At 64.5% G+C, this 20,254-nt stretch carries 10 protein-coding genes; 4 read left to right on the top strand and 6 right to left on the bottom strand.

Going from position 1 to position 20,254, the window contains the following annotated elements; genetic code table 11:
- From FJ222_07820 to FJ222_07845, 6 genes are all read right to left on the bottom strand, one after another.
- On the bottom strand, positions 1-1,958 hold a 1,958-nt coding region (locus FJ222_07820), incomplete at its 3' end, for a hypothetical protein (protein MBM4164332.1).
- A gap of 45 nt (positions 1,959-2,003) precedes the next feature.
- Complete coding sequence (locus tag FJ222_07825; GenBank protein MBM4164333.1) at positions 2,004-4,217, bottom strand: hypothetical protein; 2,214 nt, start codon at positions 4,215-4,217, stop codon at positions 2,004-2,006.
- Positions 4,218-4,229: 12 nt separating this feature from the next.
- Entirely contained in the window at positions 4,230-5,372 is a 1,143-nt protein-coding gene (locus tag FJ222_07830) for a hypothetical protein (protein MBM4164334.1), read from the bottom strand.
- Positions 5,369-6,289 carry a DUF58 domain-containing protein gene (locus tag FJ222_07835; GenBank protein ID MBM4164335.1) on the bottom strand — a complete coding sequence of 307 codons (921 nt, stop codon included), beginning with the start codon at positions 6,287-6,289 and terminating at the stop codon, positions 5,369-5,371. Before FJ222_07835 ends, FJ222_07830 begins: the two co-directional genes overlap by 4 nt.
- Positions 6,255-7,340: a MoxR family ATPase gene (locus FJ222_07840; GenBank protein MBM4164336.1), complete on the bottom strand. Its 1,086-nt coding sequence runs from the start codon at positions 7,338-7,340 to the stop codon at positions 6,255-6,257. The genes FJ222_07835 and FJ222_07840 overlap by 35 nt, the downstream gene beginning before the upstream one ends.
- 142 nt (positions 7,341-7,482) lie before the next feature.
- Entirely contained in the window at positions 7,483-8,298 is an 816-nt protein-coding gene (locus tag FJ222_07845; GenBank protein MBM4164337.1) for a ZIP family metal transporter, read from the bottom strand.
- A 423-nt stretch (positions 8,299-8,721) separates the two neighbouring features.
- Here FJ222_07845 and FJ222_07850 point away from each other — a divergent pair, with 423 nt between their 5' ends.
- The 4 genes from FJ222_07850 (at position 8,722) to FJ222_07865 (ending at position 19,602) form a co-directional block, all read left to right on the top strand.
- A complete protein-coding gene (locus tag FJ222_07850) occupies positions 8,722-9,273 on the top strand; it encodes a sigma-70 family RNA polymerase sigma factor (GenBank protein ID MBM4164338.1) in 552 nt (183 codons plus the stop codon).
- Positions 9,270-12,017 carry a DUF3520 domain-containing protein gene (locus FJ222_07855; GenBank protein ID MBM4164339.1) on the top strand — a complete coding sequence of 916 codons (2,748 nt, stop codon included), beginning with the start codon at positions 9,270-9,272 and terminating at the stop codon, positions 12,015-12,017. Before FJ222_07850 ends, FJ222_07855 begins: the two co-directional genes overlap by 4 nt.
- Positions 12,018-12,097: 80 nt before the next feature.
- A complete protein-coding gene (locus tag FJ222_07860; GenBank protein MBM4164340.1) occupies positions 12,098-12,940 on the top strand; it encodes a hypothetical protein in 843 nt (280 codons plus the stop codon).
- Positions 12,941-13,329: 389 nt separating this feature from the next.
- The gene (locus tag FJ222_07865; protein ID MBM4164341.1) at positions 13,330-19,602 is read left to right on the top strand and encodes a hypothetical protein; all 6,273 of its coding nucleotides are present in this window, start codon (positions 13,330-13,332) and stop codon (positions 19,600-19,602) included.
- Positions 19,603-20,254 lie beyond the last annotated feature (652 nt).

Raw genomic sequence — 20,254 nt, forward strand, 5'->3', positions numbered from 1 at the left:
ACGGGAAACGATGGCAGCAGGACCGGTTCGTAGGCGTCGCTCAACACGTTGGCAAAAACTTGCACGTGCTCGCCGGCCACGTACGAGGCTCGGTCAGTCTCGATCGTGATCCGCTTGTTTTCGCCGAGCAGCCGCGAGAGGGTGAGGAATTGGATGGCCTGGCCCCAGAACCGAGCATGGTGCGTGTCGCCCGCCTCCCGGCGAAGCCTCCAGAGATCCTCGGTCCCGACGAACATGGTCTTGCCGTTGCCGTAACGCTGCCAGGCTACGAGCGGATAAGGCTTCGAACGGTCGGTCGCGTACGAAAGCGACAGCAAAACGGAAGCGCCGGGCTTGGCCCCGGACAACTCGGGGAGGCTGCCCAGCGGTTTGACCGCCTCCCACAGCCGCTCATTGCGCTCCCTGGGCAGCACGAGGGACACGATCCGGCTCTGCTCTCCCTCCGGCGTGACGACGGGATGCACGGTGTCGGACACGGGCATCCACTGGCCGGAACCGATGACGACGGGCAGCATCCGGCTGATGGACGTGTTGATATAGCTCGACGGCGCACCCATGGGACCGGCGAGCATCAACAGCGATCCGCCCCTGGTTTTGACAAGCGCTTCGATGAGATCAATCTGCGCGGGCGTGAAGAAAGTCGCGGGAACGTCGCCGATGATCACGAGGTCGTTCTTCATCGCCTCGGCGCTGTCTTCAGGGTACTTCGCCACGTGGTATGGCGAGATCGCCGCCAGATTGGGGTCCCCCTGCGTCATCAGAAACTTCACGTCGAGACGAGGATCACGCAGCAAAACCCAGCGCAGGTAGCGGTATTCCCACCGGGGCATGCCTTCCACGTACAGCACCTTGATCCGATCATCGATAATCCGCACGGGGTGTGCCACCTGATTGTTGTTCGTGCTCGCCTCCTCAGGCAGGGGAATCACCGCCACCTCCAGAGTCGCTGAGCCCGCTTCCCTGGGGGTGAAGAGTATCTCTTCGAACTGCGTGCCGCCCGCCAGTGTCACGGTCCGACTCTGCACCGGCTTTCCATCAACCCGAAGCGTCATCTTGGCGTCCTGCCGATCATAGCCGACGGAGTCGAACTGGACCCGGAGAGGAACCTTGTCGCCGGAGAATACAACGTCCGGCGCCACGATCCGCCGCACGTAAATGTCGGGGGGAGCCGGAAGGCCGATGCCGACTGTGTAGATGGGAATGCCCCTCTCGCCGAAGCGACGGGCCACAACCAGCGGATCTTCCCCGGCGTTCCAGGCAAAATCGCTCAGCACCACGACACCGGCGATCATCTGTCCCGCGTAGCGCGCAACCGCTTCTTCGACGGCTGAGCCGACGCGCGAGACTCGGCCGGTCGCCTCCTGCCCGAGCAGCCATTCCACCCCCGGGCCTTCTCCGTCGCAGGGTCTGAGGCTGTCGTCGAAGGTGAAGAACCGCACGTCGTGGTCGGCGTCGAGTTTGGCCGGCAGGGCGATGGCCGGATTCTCTAACGCCGCCTGCGCCAGCTTCAATCGTGAGACGGAGGAGACGTCTTTCCGCAACGCCTCAAGCTGCCCCGAGAGGAGCGTCTCCGCCGGAGATAGCCTGCCCAGCGCGACGGTGGCTTCCTCCACGTCGCGCGGGTCCTCGCGCCTATCCACGAGGGCCATGCTTTCGGAAGCGTCCAGCAGAATCAGGACGGTCTGGCGGATCGGCCTGACCAGCTTGTACGCAATGGCGGGTTTCATCAGCAGGGCGCAGATCAGCGCGACTGCGGCGGCCTGACACGTTGCCATCAACGCGCATCGAATCCGCGACGGACTCCTTTCGGCGCGATAGAGCCAGACCGCGAATGCCACGGCACAGAAGATCACCAGCAAGGCCCAGCCCCAGCCCTGCCGCAAGAATACGTCCGGCTCGGACAGAACATCGCTCGCCTCTAGTCCCAGTAATTTGTTCAGAACGCTTCGCATCTCCATAGCTCTCGCCGTGTGTTCAGAACACTTCTCCCCACACCCCACGCGCTACGCCTTCCTCGCGGCAACCACGTCTCGCTGTTGAACCGTGCGGCTCATGTCGCTCAGGCCGCCAGCCATTCGCTTGGTATACCTCTTTGCCAGCAGGCTCTGCGCGACGAACGCTGCCAGCGCCAGCCATAAAAGTGCTCCGCTCAGCTCGCGTCCGACGCGGCTTTCCTTGACAATCAGAGGCAGATTGCCATCCGGTTGGACCAGTCGTAACGGGATATCCGACAGGTGCGTCTCCATCGCTTGCCGTCCGGCGATCTTCACGTCCGATTCGCCCGGGTCCACATTGACCGCAACCGATAGCGAAAGCCCCGTGCCGTCTTCCGAGCGGAGTTCGTAGAACCCGGCGGCGTCCGCGCCGTCGACTGCCGCGACCCTCTGTCCGTTTCTTTCGACAACCTTGACCAGCGTATCTGTCGCGGTCGGACCGCGCAGGATCAGCGTGCTGCCCGCCTCACGGTCGCCGACGGGCAGGAACATCGGCTCTCCGACCGTGACGTGTTCCGTCGCCCCTGCGTGAATCAGGCAGGTGATCATCTGCTGAACCAGGATCGGATACAGGGGCTGCACCGGGAAATCGGTCCACGCCCGATCCAGCGTGGTCGTGAACAGCAGCACAGACCCGCGTCCCAGCCGCTTTTCCAGGAGCAGCGGCAGATCGCTGCCGGTGAATGTGAGGATCGCCTGCGCGTCACGATCCGCCTTCACCCGGAAGGCCTTGTGAAATCCCCCTGCGTCCAGCAGGTCCGGCGGCAGGAACCTCAAAAGGGCCGACAGCGGATGCCGGGATTGGGACGGGGCAATCGACCATCCGTCCGTCCCTTCTGCGGGACTTTCCGCAAGCCCGACGAGTTCCCCTGGCAACAGCGATTCGCCGTTCTCCCGGAAAACCGAGTTGTAGTGTTCCGAGTCGACGTTGCCGCCCAGCGAGACGACGAGTCCGCCGCCGTCCCGCGCAAATGCGAACAGCCGGGCGACCTGCTCGGGCGGCACGTGGTCCACGTTGGCCATCAGAATCACGTCGTAATCGCGGAAGGTCTCAGACGCGAGCTCCTGGGGCACCACCGTCGTCACCGCAACCGGACCGTTCTGTGCCAGTTGCTTCAGGCGCAGAGCGGCACTCACAAAGTCCGTCTCGCTCTCGAACGGCGCCCGTTTGCGGTCGCCATCCACGCAGAGCACGCGAATGGTCGCCGGAATCCGAACCACCGCGCGGCTGATATTGTCGGACGAGAGTTCGTCGGGGCTCAATTCCACGCTGAGCGTGGCGTACCCGGGAGCATCGAAACGGCTCACGAACGAAACCACCTTGGTCTGCCCCGGCTCCATCGTCTCCAGCGGTTGCTGCCCGACCGGTTCGCCGTTGACACGGAAGGTCACGGACGCGCCCGTCCGGGGCCGGGTCCCCCGATTATGGATCTCGGCCGCGAAACGCGCCGTCCCCGATTTTCGCACGGTTCCGGAAACGAACTCCAGTCCCCCCACGGCAAGGTTTTCCTCGCCGTCGGATTGAACCGGCACAATGAAGAGATTGGCCTGCGAGCTTATCTGCCGAAGCGAACGCCTGGCCCTGTCGGAAAGCGATTCCCAGGTTACGGCCTGCGCGTCCGTGATCAGATAACACTCCCTGACGGGCGTCTTGAGCTCGCGCACAAGCTCTTCAATCTGGTCGAGACCTGGCTCCAGGTTCAGCCGCTCCGGCAGTACCGCCAGTTTCTCGTCGAACAGCGTGGAGACCTGCTCCGGCATGTAGCCGACAGATCGCTGGAGGATCCGTGGACGGCTGCCCAGCAGCACGACTGTCACTGGATCGCCAATCACGACGGTTCCGAGAATTTCCCTGGCGCGCTCGACGGCCCGGGCAAACCGGGTGGTGAACGCGCCGTGCGCCATGCTGTACGAGCCGTCAATCGCAATGACAACGCCCACGCGGCGCTGCCCGCCCACCCATTTGCCGGCTTCGGTCCTGATCGTGGGCCGCGCCAGCGCCAAGGCCAACAACGCGATCACCAGACACCGCAACAACAGCATCAGCCGATCCTCGATCCGGACCTGGTTCGCGCGGATCACCAGCGCCCGGCGAAGCAGTTCCATCGCCGCCCATTCCGTCCTTCGCCCGTAGAAGCGGTTCAGCAGGTGAATGGCAATGGGAACGGCGACGCCGAGGAGCCCGAGCCCCATCCAAAGCCAGATTGAGTTAAGAAATGCCATGTCGTTGCGCTTTCACTCACTCCGAAACACCACGCACGGGTCCCGCCAATCGACCCCGCACGGATGCAGTATCCGTCCGCCGAAATCGACGTCGATGGTGAGCGTGTCGCCCGGCGGCAGCGGGATTGAAACCGCCACCGGTGCGTTCGTGGGTGCCAGCAATCGCTCATACACGATCTCGCCGGAGACCCGCAGGCCGATCCGCACATCGCCGCGACACCCCGTGACCGGAGCCGCCACGGCGTGGAACATCGAGTCTTGCCCCTTTCGTGCCGGCAGACGATACTGAGCGACGGTGCCCGCCTGCATCCGCACCGCCGTCAGGCAACTCGGCATCGGCGGACGCCGCTCCCCGTCATAGCGGTAATCGATGAGCCGCGCAGCGGTGGGCCGACCGGCGGGATCGCGAATCGCGATGTCGCCGGCGGGCGGCACTCCAAGGCGCATCAATCCAGGCGGCGATCGCCTGACGTAGCGCACGGCGGCCCAGGGAACCGATAGCGCGCCCAACGCGGCATGCGTCATCTCCAGACCGTTGGCGCCCAGACTCAGGCGGCCGTGAATAATGCTTCCGTCAATCAGGCCGATTTCGTCGTCCGGTCCCGCCGCAGAAGGGCTCGCGTCATGCTCGAACAGGTAATAGAGCGTCCCGACTCTCGGGACGGTCAATGCGCCCAGCGGGCAATCCACCGCCAGCATATCCTCCCCGATCCACAGAAGCGTCCCTGGAATCGGTTCTCCGTGTGTGCGATAGAGCGCTCCGGTTCTGTGTAAAACGCCGGGGTCGGGCGAGGATGAGAAATCCAGCGCCGCGACAGATTCGGTGCCGATCGTGCAACGGCCGAAAAGATCGCTGATCACCGTCAGACGGTTCGACTCCAGGCCGAGAATTCGGGCGCGCCAGATCTCGCCGTTTCTCAGCCGGATCGCCTGAAGGGCGCCGAACGTGTTTGCCCCCGTGTCCCGGATCACGGCGATGATCCCGTTCAGCGGGACGGCGGAGCCGCCAATCAGGATCGCCCGTTCCCGCACCGTCGTCTCGCCCTCCAGACGGACCCCTGCGGTCTGGATCGTATCGGCGCGCGAGGCCGTGCAGGCGCTCCACGCCCCGGCGAGGCACACAAGAATGGCAAAACGCGGTGTCACGTGGGTCACCTCATAGTCCTGGCCATGGAGCACTGAACCAAATAGCTGGCGATGGCGGTCTCGACCGGTTGGCGGGTGTTCACCAGGACATAGTCCACCAGCAACTTGGCGCACGCGCGTTTGATCTGATTGATGAACCCTTCCACTTCAGCCAGATAACTGGCGCGTATGCGGGAGGCGTGCGTGATCGTTTCTCCCTCGTTCTCCATCCCCTGGAAGCGACGCATTCCCTGAAGCGGAAACTCGAGTTCATAGGGATCCATGATATGGAAAACGATCACGGTGTGGCCGCGAAAGCGCAGGTGGCTGAGACCCTGGATAAAGGCCTCGGTATGATCGAACAGATCGGAAAAGAGAATCACCACTCCGCGCCGGGACATCCGTCGGGCGAACTCGTGAAGCATCGCGGCGACATCGGTGCGTGGTTTCGACTGCGCCTGCTCCAGTGCGTGCGAGAGGCGGCTCAGCACGGCTTTCGAACTCGTCGGCTCTATGTATTCCTGCAATTCGCCGTCAAAAACGCCGGCCCCCACCGAGTCATGCTGATCCACGATGAGGTACGCCAGGCTGGCCGCCATGTACTTGGCGTATTCCAGTTTGCTGATCTTGCCGGACGCATAACGCATCGAGACGCTGGCGTCCAGCAGCAGATTCGCCGTGAAGTTTGTTTCGGCCTGAAACAGCTTGATGTAGTACCGTCCGGTACGGGCGTAGAGTTTCCAGTCAATGCGGCGGGTCTCGTCGCCGGGAACATACGGACGGTGCGCGGTGAAATCCGTGCTGAAGCCGCGGAGGTGACTCCGGTGCATGCCGACCCGCATCCCCTCGACGATCTGCCGTACAACGACATCGAGCGGACCCAGCTCGGAAAGAATTTCGGGATCGAGGTACCTAGACCCCCGTTGCCCGGTGTTTGGGCTTGGCATCGTAGAGTTTCTCTTCACAGGGGATACTCGTGAGCAGCCGCTTGACAATGTCGTCGGTGCTCACGCCCTCGGCGTGCGCGGCGAAGTTGAGCCCGATCCGGTGGCGCATAACCGAGGGGGCCAGGGCCCGGATGTCTTCGATGGCGACGTGGAAGCGCCCGTGCAAGAGGGCGCGGGCCTTACCGCCGCCAATCAGGCACAGACAGGCACGCGGACTCGCCCCCCAGGACACCCACTGGTTGACAAAATCGGGCGCCCCGGTTCCGCCGGGCCGGGTGGCCCGGACCAGAGCCGCCACGTAGTTGAAAATGTGATCCGCCACCGGCACGTGACGCACCAGGTCCTGCAAGGCCAGGATCTCGTCCTTACGCAAGACGGCGTCCAGATTCATCTCGGGCTCGATCCGGGTGGTGATGGTCTTCATGATCCGGATTTCATCCTCCTCGCTGGGATAACCCACCAGAATCTTGAGCATGAACCGGTCTAGTTGGGCTTCCGGAAGCGGGTAGGTGCCTTCCTGTTCCAGCGGGTTTTGCGTCGCCAGCACGAAGAAGGGCTTGTCCAGGCGAAAGTCCTCCCCTCCGGCCGAAATCTTCTTCTCCTGCATGGCTTCCAGCAGCGCCGCCTGCGTCTTGGGCGGGGTCCGGTTGATCTCGTCTGCCAGAATGATGTTGGAAAAAACGGGACCCTTGCTGAAAACAAACCGCCGCTGGCCTGTTTGAGGATCGTCCTGCAGGATTTCGGTTCCGGTAATGTCGGAAGGCATCAGGTCCGGTGTGAACTGAATGCGACGGAAGGACAGGGAAAGGGTCTTGGCGAGGCAACTGATCAACAGCGTCTTGGCCAGTCCCGGCACCCCTTCAAGAAGTCCATGGCCCGCACTGAATATGGCGACCATGACCTCATCAATCACCGGGTCCATGCCGACGATGACTTTATTCAACTCGGCCTGAACCCGGGCGCGAGCCTCGCCAAGCCGCTTGGCCGCTTTGACATCATCGGGGAGGGGTTCCAGGCGGGATTCCTCGGATGCATGCGCGTTGACTTGCATGGGTTCCTGTCTTTTCTCTTAAGGGCGTGTCATGCCCATTAACACACCCTTCGTTGTCAGAACGTTCGTGACCGTTCACGGCCATCGATGCTTACCGAAACAGATGGGCCACAATAGCACGAAAGATCGCTCGTGTCACCCCTCATCCCAGAGACACATCAAGAAGCATCATCACCGCGAAGCCCACCAGGGTTGCCATGGTCACCTGATCGATGTTGGCCTCGTTCCGCTGAGATTCAGGAATCAGCTCTTCCACCACCACAAAGATCATCGCGCCGGCGGCAAAGCACAGGGCATAGGGGAGAAAATCCTGCATGTACAGAACAAATGCGGCGCCGAGTACCCCTGCCAGGGGTTCGACCATCCCGGAGGCCTGCCCCATGAGAAAGCTCTTCATCCGCCCCATTCCCTCTCTCCTCAAGGGCAGGGACACCGCCGCCCCTTCGGGGAAATTCTGTAGGCCGATGCCGATGGCCAGCGCAAGGGCTCCTCCTATCGTGGCGGAAGGAAGATTCGCCGCCACGGCCCCGAAGGCCACACCCACCGCAAGGCCCTCCGGAATGTTGTGCAAGGTGATCGCGAGAACCAGCAGCGTGCTTCGCTGCCACGAGGTCTTGATCCCCTCGCTGTGCCCGATCGACAGCCCGGGATGAAGATGCGGCAGCACACGGTCGGCCAGCCTCATGAAACACCCGCCAACCAGGAATCCGATCACCGCCGTCAGCCAGGGAATTTGTCCCATGTGTTCGGCCATCTCAATGCCCGGTGCGAGCAAGGACCAGAAGCTTGCGGCAATCATGACGCCAGCAGCGAACCCCAGCATCGAATCCATGAGTTTGGGATTGACCGTTCTGGTGAAGAAAACGAGCGCCGACCCCGCTGCCGTCAAGCCCCAGGTAAATAACGTGGCCATCAGCGCTTGATTGATGGGACTGTACTGCTGCATGAAGTCGATCATGAGGAGCCCTTTGCTTGTGATCGCCAAGTGAATGTCATGAATGGCGTGTATTGTGGCGCGTGCGGGCGCGGAAATCAAGCGCGATCAGCATAATAGGTGAATCGGGGTCGGTATCGGTTATTCATTCGTAATTCTTCGCGTGCATACGAGCGGTTGCCTCCCGCCAGCCAGTAGCCAGTGCAACACTGGCTACTGGCTGGCGGGAGTTAGTGGACGGAGATCCCGCTGCACTCCTGCCTATAACGCAAAACCGTTTCTGAAATCCGAAAAATCATTTGATGTCCTATTCATTTGGGAGTATTGTTCAACACGTAGCAGTTCATTGCTTCCCACCCACCGCAGGGGGCAGGCTGCTGAAAAAAAGTCCAACACGCCGGACGCGAGGGACGTATCAGGGATGTAACGGCCCGTAGAGGAACGCATATGCCTCCCCCAACGGATGAAACAAACCCGGCCCCGGACCTGCGGCAGCAACGGATCGCCGCCGTGGTCCGGGACTACCAGCAGCCCTTGTTGCGCTACACCTCCCGGTTATTGCGCAATGCCACTCTTGCTCAGGATGTCGTGCAAACGGTGTTCATCAAACTCTGCAGCAACTGGAGCCCCTCGCAGGAAGCCGGCGGGGACCTCAAGCCGTGGCTCTTCCGCGTCGCCCATAACGAGGCGGTGGACCTCATCCGCGGCGAAGCGCGCCGCAAACGCCTCCACGCCTGCGGCGCGGCCGAGGCCGAGATCCTTCACGGCGGGACCCACGCCGACGCGGCGCCTGATGACGACCGCCGCGCCCTGGTCCTCGGATGCCTCGGCGCGCTCGACCCGTCCGAACGCCAGGTCATCCTGCTGCGCCTGCAGCAGAACATGAGCTATGACGAAATCGCCGCAACCGTGAACCGCCCCCGAGGCACCGTCGGCGCCCTGCTCCACTCCGCCGTCAAAAAGCTGGCCCGCCAGGTCCGCCGCAAGGAGGGTGTATGACTACCTGCCCCACCGAACCCCGCCTCACCGCCTGCCTCCTCGGCGATCTTCCCCAGGCGGAGGCCGACGACGTCCGCGCCCACATCGCGTCCTGCCCCGCCTGCCGTGCGGCGGCCGCCGAACTCGCGCCCCTGCTCGACACCCTCCGCGCCGCCCTCGCCGCCGACGCCGCCGCGCCCCTCGCGCTCGACCCCGCCCGGCTGACCGCCATCCTCGCCACGCCGCCGCCTACTCGTGCGCGCCGCCGCCGCACCCGCTTCTGGCTTGGCCCCGTCATCGGCCTCGCCGCCACCCTCCTCATCGTCCTCAGCGCCTCCCTGTTCTTCCCGGGCTTCGAATCCCGCCCCTATCGTGTCCCCAAAGGCAGCGGAGATCGAGCGGTTGCTACCCGCGTGTGCATTGACCGTCTAAACAGCAGTGAAGTCGCCTATGGCTACGATGATGGCATCAGCCATGAGACTGAGTTCAGAGCAGGCGAAGAGAAACCCGTTTTCGTCAGAAAGGTCAAAAAGAGGGCCATTGTCGACAGAGAGGGAGATTTGGCCGGCGAGACCGATACTGAAAACCAACCCGGATGGACAAGCTATGCATGGCTAATAAAGGATGGTCGGGGCGGCATCGACGGTACGTACTCAAAGCCGGACAAGAATGGCGATGCGTCCGTGGACCATACGGAGGCGGGCTTGCTCGAAGGCAAGATTAACCTCAAGTCAGGTAAACTGATTAAAGCCACGGAACTCGGACTTGGCAGCGCTTCGCGAGCAGCCGCCCCAGAACCACCAGGTGACGACAAGCCGGTTTCACACGGCACCGCCGTTGAACAAGTCAAAGCGCCTGTAATTCTTAGTTACTTTTCCCGAAGGGGTGCAGAGACAGGACAGAAAGACGGAAAGAATGACACGACCATAACTGATCGACCCTATGAATCCAAAGAAGGCATCGTGTTGCACAAATTCTCTGCAAAGGAATTTCACTTTCCACCCTTGAATGTCGGAGGCACTTGCGACATCCCGGAAAGACGTTTACGAGAAGAGGTTAAGACTGAATCCGGTCCGATGTGGCTTCAGGACTCCACCGTCGCCGAGGAGGTGGAGAAAGAATCGCGATCATCCTACTTTGCTGAAGATGACAACGGCCGCGTTCATTCCAAAGGCGGCAAGATGGGCGCGGGCGGCGGCAAGACAGGCGGCTGGCCAGACGACAGGCAGGACAACATTGAGCGCTTCTATGAAGAAAGGCCGGACACACCTGTGAAGCCCGCGCTCCCGGCGCCCCCAGCGCCGACGCAGATGTTTCCGCCGGGGGCCACCAGGATCGCGCCCCCCGCGCCCGGGATGAAGGCGCCGGCCAAGCCCCCGAAGGCGGAACCTGCGCCCGCGAAGCCGCGCGTGCCGGCCGTCTTCAACCCCTTTGTCGCCGCCGCCGAGCAGCCGCTCTCGACGTTTGCCATTGACGTCGACACCGCCTCCTACACGCGCACGCGCCAGGCCATCCTCGCCGGTCAGCTTCCCGAGCCTGAGGCGGTCCGCACCGAAGAGGTGGTCAATGCTTTTGACTATGGCGACCGCGCCCCCGACCACGCCACGTTCCGCATCTTTGTCGAGGGCTCGCCCGCGCCGTTCGGCCACGGCACCTCGCTCGTCCGTCTCGGCATCAAGGGCCGTCGCCTGGGCCGCGAGGAGGCCCGCCCGGCCGTCCTGACCTTTGTCGTGGACGCCTCGGGCTCGATGGCCCAGCCCGACCGGTTCGGCCTCGCCCGGCTGGCGCTGGCCGAACTGCTCGGCCGCCTCGGCCCCGACGACCGCATCCAGCTCATCGCCTTCAACGACACCGCCCGCGTCCTCGCCGATCCCGCCGCGGCCACCGGGGGCAAAGAGGTCCTCGCCGCCTTCGACCGCATCCAATGCACCGGCTCGACCCACCTCGAGGCGGGGCTCCGCCTCGCCTATGACCGCGCCGCCGCCGCCTTCCGTCCCGGAGCCGAAAACCGCGTCATCCTCCTCTCCGACGGCGTGGCCAACCTCGGCGCCGGCGCGGCCGCCGACATCCTCACGCACATTGACGCCGCCCGCCGCCAGGGGATCACCCTCGCCGTCTTCGGCGTCGGCCGCGGCGCCTACAATGACGAGATGCTGGAACAGCTCGCCAACCGCGGCGACGGCACCTACCGCTTCCTCGACGCCCCGGAGACGGTGCGCCGCGCCTTTGTTGACGATCTCGCCGCGACCCTCTACACCATTGCCTCGGACGTCAAGATCCAGGTCGAATGGTTCCCCGCCGCCGTCTCTCGCTACCGCCAGCTCGGCTACGAAAACCGAGCCCTCACGGCGGAGCAGTTCCGAGACGACACCGTCGACGCAGGCGAGATCGGCTCGGGGCAGTCGGTTACCGCCCTCTACGAAATCGAGCGTCTGGCCCTCGCCCCCCGCGCCGCCGCTGAGGCGCCGCTCGGCATGGTGCGCGTCCGCTACCGCCCCTCTGGAGGCGGTCCAGTGGCCGAGATCAGCCGTTCAATCCTCGCCGCCGACCTGGCCGCCTCCTTCCAGTCGACCCGTCCGCAATTTCGCCTTGCCGCCTGCGCCGCAGCCTTTGCCGAACGGCTCCGCGGCAGTCCCTATGCCAACGGGTTCAGCTTTGCAGAGGTGGCCGACGTCCTCCGACCCTCCGTAATGGAATTCAAACTCGACGCCCGCCTCGCCGATCTTCTCCGCCTCATTGAAGCCGCTGATCGCCTGGCAAAGTGAGAAAAACCTGTGTCCCACTTTTTTTTATTCATTGCGGCGAATCACCGCGACCGCCTCGCTGGCGTCGAGGGGGAGGTTCTATGACCGGCGCCAATCCGACGCTTGTGTTCCGCCGACGACGGCTCCCGCACTGGCTGGTGGCCGAACATGCCTATTTCGTGACCCTCTGCCGCAAGGGGTGTCTGCCCGCGCGTGTGACGGCCGAATTGCGCGCGGAGCGCGAAGCAGTGGCGCGGGACGTATCGGACCGCGCATCCCGCAGCGGACGGTCCGATACGTCCCGTCCCACTTGCTCCCGCCCGGACGAAGGCGGCAGCCCAGTGGCGCGGGACGTATCGGACCGCGCATCCCGCAGCGGACGGTCCGATACGTCCCGTCCCACTTGCTCCCGCCCGGACGAAGGCGGCAGCCCAGTGGCGCGGGACGTATCGGACCGCGCGGACGATCATGTGGCCCGGGATGACTGCCGACTCGCCGAGCGGCGGCGTCGCTTCCTGCAGATCGACGCCATCCTCGACGCCGCCGCGCGGAGCCCGCGCGACCTGTGCGCTCCGGCGGTTTCGGACGTGGTCCTCGGCAATCTCGACTGGCTGCGCGGGCGCGGCTGGCGCATCTGGGCCGCGACGCTGATGCCCAGCCACATGCACCTGGTCTTGCGCAACACCGAAGGCCGGAATGATGCGCTCTGCTCCGACTTGGCGCTGTTCATGTCCTGGACGGCGCGACAGGTCAACGCTGCGATGGAAACGCGCGGCAACTTCTGGCAATCCGAACCGTTCGACCACTGGTGCCGCGACGCCGACGCGTGGCTGCGGAGCGTCGGCTACACGCTGCACAATCCCGTCAAGGCGGGGTTGTGTGCGGCATGGCGTGACTGGCCCCAAACGGTGGCCGATCCCGAAGTGGAGGGGCTGATCCCATGATGCATGGCGATCATATCGGTTCCCGCCCGGACGGCGGCGGCAGCCCAGTGGCGCGGGACGTATCGGACCGCGCATCCTGCGGTGGACGGTCCGAGACGTCCCGTCCTACTTGCTCGCGCCCGGACGGCGGCGGCAGCCCAGTGGCGCAGGACGTATCGGACCGCGCATCCTGCGGTGGACGGTCCGATACGTCCCGTCCTACTTGCTCGCGCCCGGACGGCGGCGGCAGCCCAGTGGCGCGGAACGTATCGGACCGCGCATCGTGGCATGAGCGGCGCGAGAGCGGCGGTGGACGGTCCGATACGTCCCGTCCTACACGCTGCATTTATTTCCAAGACACCGCCCGTGAGAAGCGTATAATAGCCATGCCAACTCGGAAAGGATCATCCATGAACACGTTTCGCTGTCTCCGCTTCCTCCTCATCCTCCTCGCCACCTCTGCCGCATCCTCCTCCGCCGCCGCGAGCTGGAACAGCTTTGCCCTCGATGGCGCCATTACGGGGAATAACGCCGCCTTCGTGCTGCAGCTCGACCTCAAAGATCTCGCCCGCGGCGAATCCATTGACGTCGTCCGCGGCGCGATTGCCGTCCGCAGCGCGGAGCTGCCCGCTGGGGTCGCCCTCATGCGGGAGGACGACGCCCTGCGCCTCACGCTCGCCCCCGGCTTCACCCGCGCGCGCAGTGGCCGCGTGATTGTCCGTTTCGCCGCCCGCACCACGGTGAGCAACGACTGGCGCTGCGCCGGTTTCGCGCTGCCCGTGCTGCCGGTCCGGCGGGTCACGATCACCGCCGACCAGCCGAACCTGCAGATCGAGATCCCCCGCGCGGCCAACAGCGCGACCCGGCGTGATCCCGAAGGCCGCCCGACGACCGACGCCAATCTGGCGCTAACCCCCGATTTCGCCGTTTTGTGGAAGCCGGAGATCCGGCAGGCCGATTCCGAACTCGTGGCGACCTGCGACATCCACACCGTCGCCTCGGCGAGCCCCGGGACGCTCCGCGTCGACACCATCTTTTCCTATCGCGTCGCCCAGGGCCAGCTCGCGGAGATGCTGTTTGATGTCCCCGATGTGAACATCGTCAGCGTCGTGGGCGCGGACATTCAGGACTGGCGCATCGACCGGACCGACCCCGCGCGGCCTCGGCTGCGCGTGCAGCTCGCCCGCCCCCGGCGTGACGACTACCGGCTGGGGGTGGTCTGCGAGCGTACCCTCGCCTCCTTCCCCTGTAAATCCGACATCCCCGTTCTCGTCCCGCTCAACGTCATCCGCGCCGGCGGCAGCCTGCTGCTCGGCACCGACAGTGCCGTCAAGCTCCAGGTTGCCGACTCGACCGGACTGACCCAGATCGACCCCTCGGCCTTCCCGCGCGCCAATGCCGTGGAATCCACCGATCCGCGCCATGTCCCGGCACGCGGCCTATTCGCCTGGCAATACGCCGCCGTCCCCTACGCGATCATGATCGGTGCCGACAATATCGCATCCGCCATCCATGCCGACATCAACCTCCTGTTGAATGTCGCCAATGGCACCGCAGTCGCCGAGGCCTCGATCCAGCTCGACATCCGAGATGCCCCGGCCCGCGAGATCCGCATCGCCATCCCGGCCGATCCCCGCTGGTCTGTGGTTTCGGTCGCTGGCAGGCAGTTTTCGGAGAGCGATGTGGACACGCGCGCCACGGACGCCGGCCGAGAAATCGTGATCCCCTTCCGCGCGCCGGTGGAGGGTCAGGCGCTCGTGACCGTCCGCCTCGAAGCCAGCATCGCCGCGCTGGGGGACCATTTCGCCGTGCCCACCTTTGCCGTTGCCAACGCGCGCGCGCTCCGCGGCACACTCGTTGCCGCCGCCGAACAGGGCATCCGCCTCTCGCCGCGTACTCCGACCGAGCTTCACGACATCCACACGGCCTCGGCTTCTTTCAAGGCCGAGGGTGCCCAACTTGCCTACCGGTTCCGTGACGCCGCCTGGTCGCTCGGCATCCAGCTCGAGTACGCGAAATCCGCGATTCATTCCGAGGTCTTCCACCTTGTGTCCATCGGACCCGGCGTCGTGTATGTTTCCGCCGCAGTGAACGGACACGTCAGCGGCGCGCCTGTTCAAACCCTCCGGTTTCATGTCCCGGCCTCGATCCCCATGATTGACGTCACGGGTGTCGGCATTGAATCCTGGTCCCGCAGCAACGACGTCTGCACCGTCCGCCTCGCCAACCGCGTCCTCGGCGATTTCACCATCCTGCTCAGCTATGACCATCCGGTCGCCTATGACAACGCCGAGCTCACCGTGGGCGAGATCGAGACGCTCGACACCGCCAGTGAGCTGGGCTTCATCGCCATTGCCACCTCCGCGCCCCTCCGCGTAGACGAGGGAGGCGTCTCGCCCGCCATGCTCATCCGCATCCCGCGCGACGAGATTCCCGCCGGCTACGCGGCCACAGTCACAGCCCCAGTCGTCAGTGCCTGGAAATACACCCGCAAGCCGCATGCCGCGACCCTGCGCCTGAGCGCGCTGGATAGCAGCCGTCCGATCGATCAGGTGGTGGACTATCTCGCGCTCTCATCCACCCTTGGCCGTGACGGCGAGTCGGTGACCAAGGCCGTCTGGCACGTCAAGAATACCTCGCGTCAATATCTGGAGATCCAATTGCCGCCCGGAGCCTCCGCGTGGAGCGTGCGGCAGGCCGCCACCGCCGAAGTTCCGGCCCGCAACCTTCCGGCGCAGCAATCGGACGACCGTCTCCTCATTCCGGTCGAACGGCCGCGCGACCCGAATCAGGCCATTCCCATCGAAGTCATCTACGCGCAGGCTTCGGCCCGCACCCGCCGCTTTGGCGTCGTGACCCTTACCGCGCCGCGCCTTCCCGGCGCGCCGATCACCTTTGCCACGTGGGAGGTCTCCACCTCCGACCGCGTTGCTATGAGCCGTGCCACAGGCGGCGCGATGACCGCCGAACGGCCGCGCGCGATGGCTTCTCCGTTCGCCATTCCCAGGCGCAATCACCAGACCCAGCGCTTCTACCGTACGGCCACCCTCGCGGGCGAAGCGTCGCTCGCCGTGACCGTCACCGTCGTTCCGCGTTTTCTCGGCGGCACGTCCCTGCCGCTGGTCGCGACATCGACTGGCCTCGCGCTCGCCGGTCTGCTGCTCGCGCTCGTCCGCCGCCGCAGTGGCGCAGCGCTCGCGCTGTCCGGCCTGTGGCTGGTGGCGCTCCAGCTTCCCGGTTTCGCCGAACCCGCCGTCGGTGCCGGCCTGCTCGCGATTGGCCTCGCCTGCGTCGCTGCCGTCCTGCGGCTGATCATCCGCGCGTGCAGACGTCCATCGCCACCGCCGCTGCATGATGCGCCCATACCTGCTGAGGCGGCGTCCGAACCGCTCGCGCCTGTTGATCTTGAATCCGGGTGCGCCTCGTCGCGCCTGCTCATCGCCCTGGCGCTGCTGGGCGCGTGCCTATGCGTCACCGCACCTCGCCTCGCTGCGGCCGACCCTGCGCCGGCGCACGCGCAGCCTCTGCCGGTGCTGGATGCGCTGACCGTTGTCGTCCGATCACCCCTCCCGACTCCGCACGACGAACCGACTGCCGCGGTCCGCTGGACCCTCCATTTCCGAACCACGGAGCGGAATCAGGTTTTTATCCTCCCGCATCAGTCGGTGCTGATGGAGTCCGACGCCGACGGTATCCGTTACACGTTGTCGCCCGCCGGAACGAGCCTGACGCTGACGGTCCGCGACCGCGGCACGCATGTTTTCTCCTACACCATGCGTGAGCCTCTGACCCTCCAAGAGAAGTCGACCGGCCTGACCCTCCCGTGGTTCCAGACGCTCATCAACACGCTCACGCTCACCGTTCCGGCAACCGACCTCGACATTCGAGCCGACCAGGCCGCCTGGCTCGAATCCACAGTGACGGACGGCTCGACAACCGCCGAGATCACCTGTATCCCCGCCGAGTCGGTCACGCTGACCTGGCGACCCCGCGCCCGCGACACCCGCGCCGAGGAGACCGTTGTTTACGCCGACATCGCGACGATTGCCCGTGTCCGGCCAGGCGTGATTGAAGCCACGGCTCGCGCGATCTTCAACGTGGTTCAGGGCGAGACCCGCGTCTTCGCCCTGCGTCTGCCCGGCTCCGCAACGGCGATCGACGTTGCCGCGCCGGGTCTGGCAACCTGGCGCTTCGACCCCGCCACGCGCCGCATCGAGGCGGTCATGGCCAAGCCCCAGACCGGACCCGTCACCCTGACCCTCACGCTGCAAACGCCCTGTGACACGCCACCCGTTGCCATCAGCCTCGCTGCGCCGGTTGCCGAAGGGGTTGCCCGCCAGCGCGGTCGCTTCGCCGTCGCTGCACCCGAGTCGCTCCTCATCCGCTTCGGCGAGTTGGCCGGCGTCACACCCATTGACTCCGCCGATTTCGCCGCCACGGCTGCGGCTGCGGTGTCCGTCGCCGCCAGCAAGGCGCGGGCTGTGGCCAGCGTGGACGCCGAGCCGCTGCGCCGCGCCTTCCGCTACGACGACCCTGATGCGGTCCGCATCGCCCTCCACGTCGAAGAGGTGCAGCCCGAGCTGCGGGTCGCCGAGTCGGCGGCATTCAGTCTCGGCGACGAGCGCAGCATCCTCAGCTCCAGCTTGCAGATCACCGTGGCCCGCGCGGGCGTTTTCGGCGTGCAACTGGCGATTCCGGATGGCTATGAGATCGAATCTCTTTCTGGCCCGGCGGTCAGCCATTGGGACGATGGACGACGCGCCGGACGCGGGATTGACCTCTGGTTCAACCGCCGCATCCAGGATACCACGCCCGTTGCCATTGTGCTCGCCGCGCCCATGCGGGGCATTCCGCCCATTCTCGCCATCCCGCGCATCACCGTCACAAACGCCCGCCGCCACACGGGCAGCCTCGCCATTTCGGCTGAGCGCGGCATCCGGCTTGCAGTGGAGCAGCAGACTGGCGTGACTGTCCGCCGCGACGAGACGCCGACGCCGACCGCGATGATCTTTGATCTGCTGAGGCCCGATTGGTCTCTGACTTTGCGCACCGAGGTGATGCCCCCGGTGCTCAAGCCCGACCTGCTCCACCGCGTCGAGCTTGCCGAAGGGATGCTCAGCCATCGCATGCATCTGCATTACCGCATCGCCAATGCGGGGGTCCGTTTCTTCCGGGTCCGCGTGCCGGTGCGTGACGCCACGCTCACCGTCAGCGGACGTCAGATCGCACGCGTCCGGCCGCTCGATGAAACCGCCGATGCCAATGGACGGGTCTGGGAGATTGAGTTGCATGGCAAGGTCGAAGGCACGTACGACGTGGTCTGCCAATATCAGGAGCCTTACGATCCCGCTGCTGGAAGCGTCGTGATCAAACCGTTTGCGCTGCTCGATACCGCGCGCCAGGCGACCTGGCTTGTAGTCACCTGTCCCGGTCGTGTCGAAGTCGCCACGCAGGGGGACACCGCCGGACTCCAGCCCGAGAACGCGCGATCACTCCCCGACGTCTTCAACGCCGGCGACCTCTCGTCCGCGATCCTCTGTTACCGCGCCATGCGTGACGATTATACCCTCCCCCTCTCGGTGACCCGTCACGCTGCGGCGCAGGTGCTTCCCGCAACCGTCGAAGCCGTCAGGATTGTGACCGTCGTCTCCGGCAGCGGCCGCCTTCTCGCCCAGACGACCATGACCCTCGATCCCGGTCACATGCGCTTCCTGCGCGTGACCCTGCCGTCCCCGGAGGCCGTCCTCTGGTCCGCGCTGGTCAACGGCGCAGAGGTCCCGTGCGCCCGCGCCGACGGCATCCTCAACATCCCGCTCGAAACCGCAGCCGTGGGTCAGCGGGCCACGGTTTCGCTCGTCTATGCCGACGCCCTTCCCGGCGGCGCGCTGGCGGGGCATCAGGCGCTCCGCGCGCCCGCCTTTCCCGATCTGCCGCTGCGCAACATTGAATGGCATCTCTTTGTGCCTCCCGAGTTCGCGCTCGAATTTTCGCGCGGCGCGTTCGAGCGCGAGGAGACCGTCCCCTTGTTCCGCACTTTCGGCAAGGGCGACTACGACGCCTTCAACAAGAAAACCACGGTTTCCAGCCTCGCCACGGCTCGTGGCAATCTCGCCCAGTTGGACGAATTGCTGAAATCGGGACAGCAGCAGGAGGCGCGCAAGGTCTTGCAGCAGGCGGTGACCCTGTCGCAAGCCGAGCAATCCCTTAATGAAGACGCCCGTGTGCAATTCCGAAACGTCGTGCAGCAGCAGGTCAAGATGGGCATCGTCAACCGCCGCGCCGCTCTGCGCGTGGATAACAACATCTTTGATGAAGGCCAGCAAAGCCAGGCCGGTTGGAACGGCGGCAATTTCGATGCCAGTTACGCACGTCAGGTGGAGGAGCAACTCGACGCGCAGGATCGCGACGGGCTTGAACTCGTGGCTCAAAAAATGATGGATGTGCAGGCTGGCGCCGCCGCATCGGGGGCTGCGATTCAGATTGCCATGCCCGAGCACGGCCACGAGTTCCGCTTCCGCAGGCCGCTGAACAACGAACCCGGCGGTGGGCTGGTTCTGGCCTTTCACGCCATTCGTCCCCGTCCCTGGGGCGCCGCCTTGGCCCTCTGGCCGATTATCCCCGGGTTCCTGATCTTCTGGGGCCTCATCCGCATTGCCTTCGGCCCGGGACGCAGCCGAAGCTAAAAAACATGAGGCTGAATTCAGGAGTCAGAATAGGAGAACACGAGTTCCAATTCTGAATTCTGAATACTGGCTTCTGAATACGGCGCTTGCAGAACCGACGCAGGAGGTTTTGCAAGCGCCTCAGTGTGCCCATTCTGAATAGCCGCACGGGTGCCGCCGCGCTCGCCCACCGCCGTCCAGGCAAGGAGGTATCAACCCTGTTTCGCAAAAGGCCATCCTTGATCCGGCTAATATTCTCACATTTGAGAATCAGACTGCCGTTTCCCAGTCAAGAAATCCGTTCTGATCACTGCGGAAATATATCTATGGATCGGCTCATCAATGTCAAAGTATGTTTCATATATTCGTTCATATTATTAAACGCGAGTGAGTTACAACTATCTAACGTCTTATCAAAAGCAGCCTTTTGTCGCCCGAAACCGGGATGTATCCCCCCATGCTGAGTCTTGCATGGCACACGCTCTGCTGTATACGTCATGTCGAATGATCAATCCGCACAAGGAGTGGGTCATGAAACAGGGATCATACATAGGCACAGGAGTCAGGGGTTACGTCTCCCTAGCTTGTGCCCTTTTGATCTCCCTCCTGGCAGGCGGGGTGCGCGCTGTCACCACGGTTTCCAATGTTTCCGTCGCGCAGCGGCCGGGAAGCA

The organism is Lentisphaerota bacterium, from assembly GCA_016873675.1.
Classification (GTDB): domain Bacteria; phylum Verrucomicrobiota; class Kiritimatiellia; order RFP12; family JAAYNR01; genus VGWG01.

Bases quoted from the DNA above. Each gene is read 5' to 3' on its own strand.
- FJ222_07840 (MBM4164336.1), bottom strand. From the start codon at position 7,340: ATGCAAGTCAACGCGCATGCATCCGAGGAATCCCGCCTGGAACCCCTC.
- FJ222_07855 (MBM4164339.1), top strand. From the start codon at position 9,270: ATGACTACCTGCCCCACCGAACCCCGCCTCACCGCCTGCCTCCTCGGC.
- FJ222_07825 (MBM4164333.1), bottom strand. From the start codon at position 4,217: ATGGCATTTCTTAACTCAATCTGGCTTTGGATGGGGCTCGGGCTCCTC.
- FJ222_07865 (MBM4164341.1), top strand. From the start codon at position 13,330: ATGAACACGTTTCGCTGTCTCCGCTTCCTCCTCATCCTCCTCGCCACC.
- FJ222_07860 (MBM4164340.1), top strand. From the start codon at position 12,098: ATGACCGGCGCCAATCCGACGCTTGTGTTCCGCCGACGACGGCTCCCG.
- FJ222_07835 (MBM4164335.1), bottom strand. From the start codon at position 6,289: ATGCCAAGCCCAAACACCGGGCAACGGGGGTCTAGGTACCTCGATCCC.
- FJ222_07845 (MBM4164337.1), bottom strand. From the start codon at position 8,298: ATGATCGACTTCATGCAGCAGTACAGTCCCATCAATCAAGCGCTGATG.
- FJ222_07850 (MBM4164338.1), top strand. From the start codon at position 8,722: ATGCCTCCCCCAACGGATGAAACAAACCCGGCCCCGGACCTGCGGCAG.